Raw genomic sequence first — 1,580 nt, 5'->3', positions numbered from 1 at the left:
GGCTGATGCTGTGGGGGCTGCTTGCCGCCTCCACCATCGCCATCCTGACAACCATCGGCATCGTGCTTTCGATGCTGTTCCAGACGATCACCTTCTTCGAAAGCGTCTCGCCGATGAGTTTCTTCTTCGGCACCGTCTGGGATCCGCGTTTTGCCGCTGCCGGTTCGGGCGGCAGCCAGGGCCAATTCGGCCTGATCCCGCTTCTTGCGGGCACGCTCTACATCGCCGCCGTCGCGCTGCTGGTTGCGGTGCCGGTCGGGCTGATGTCGGCTGTCTACATGGCCGAATATGCAACGCCCAAGGTGCGCTCGGTGGTTAAGCCGGCGCTTGAACTTCTGGCCGGCATACCGACCATCGTCTACGGCATCTTCGCCGTCGTCACGCTTGGGCCGTTCCTGCGCGACCTGTCCGCGGCGCTGACCGGCGGTTCGCCCTTCATCCAGGGCCAGAGCATCTTCACCGCCGGCCTGGTCATGGGCGTCATGCTGATCCCGGTCGTGTCCTCTCTCTCGGACGACATCATAACCGCGGTGCCGCGCGCCATGCGCGACGGGTCGCTTGGCCTCGGCGCGACCCGCTCCGAGACGATCAAGCGGGTGATCCTGCCGGCTGCACTGCCCGGCATCGTCGGCGCCATCCTGCTGACCGCCTCGCGCGCCATCGGCGAAACGATGATTGTCGTGCTGGCGGCGGGCGTCGCCGCCAACCTCACCATCAACCCGTTCGAGGCGATGACGACCATCACCGTCAAGATCGTCAACCAGCTCACCGGCGACCTCGAGTTCAATTCGCCGCAGACGCTGGTCGCCTTCGCACTCGGCCTGACGCTGTTCGCGCTGACGTTGGTGATGAACATCGTCGCGCTCTACATCGTGCGCAAATATCGGGAGCAGTACGAATGACCGACATTTCCATGGATACGATGGTCAGGGCGGCGGCCCATCCGCGCCGCGACATCGGCCTGAAGGCCCGTTACGCCGCCGAACGCCGTTTCCGCTTCTATGGCGTCGTGGCGATTTCCGTAGGCCTGGCGTTCCTGGCAATCATGCTGATCACCATCGTCTCGAAAGGCTACACCGCCTTCTGGCAGACGACGGTATCACTGCCGATCTCGTTCGACGAGAAGGTGATCGATCCTTCCGGCAAGCGTGCAACCGATCCGAGCGTTCTGATCAAGGCAAATTATCCCAAGCTCGCCGAAAACGCGCTTGTGGCCAAGCTCGGCATCTCTCCTGATGACAAGCCGATGATCCAGAAGCTCAAGGGCTTCCTGTCGGAAGGCGCCCGCGTCCAGTTGCGCGACATCGTTGCCGCCGATCCGTCCGTGATCGGCACGACACGCAACGTCAACATCCTCGCCGCCGCCAATCTCGACTCGGCTTTCAAGGGCCAGATCGACCTCAGTGTCGAGGAAGCGCGACGCAAGGTCTCGGACCAGCAGATCACCTGGATGAACAAGCTCAAGGCCGAGGGCGCGATGGCCGAGCACTTCAACAGCGGCCTGTTCACCTACGGCGCCTCCAGCCGCCCGGAAACCTCGGGCATGGGCGTGGCGATCATCGGCTCGTTTTATATGTTGG

Annotated in this window: 2 protein-coding genes; both read left to right on the top strand. The window is 63.1% G+C overall.

Annotated features, from left to right (window positions below; all coding sequences use genetic code 11):
- Positions 1-902, top strand: a 902-nt coding sequence (gene pstC / locus EN893_RS33180) for a phosphate ABC transporter permease subunit PstC (protein ID WP_128362145.1), incomplete at its 5' end; no start/stop codon positions are given.
- Positions 899-1,580: DUF3333 domain-containing protein (locus EN893_RS33175; protein ID WP_128362144.1), on the top strand; the 682-nt coding region annotated here is incomplete at its 3' end. The genes pstC and EN893_RS33175, both read left to right, overlap by 4 nt.

The organism is Mesorhizobium sp. M7A.F.Ca.CA.004.04.2.1 (assembly GCF_004022825.1).
GTDB lineage: Bacteria > Pseudomonadota > Alphaproteobacteria > Rhizobiales > Rhizobiaceae > Mesorhizobium.
The sequence above is the reverse complement of the archived record's forward strand: the minus strand, read 5'-3'. Positions and strand labels throughout refer to the sequence as shown.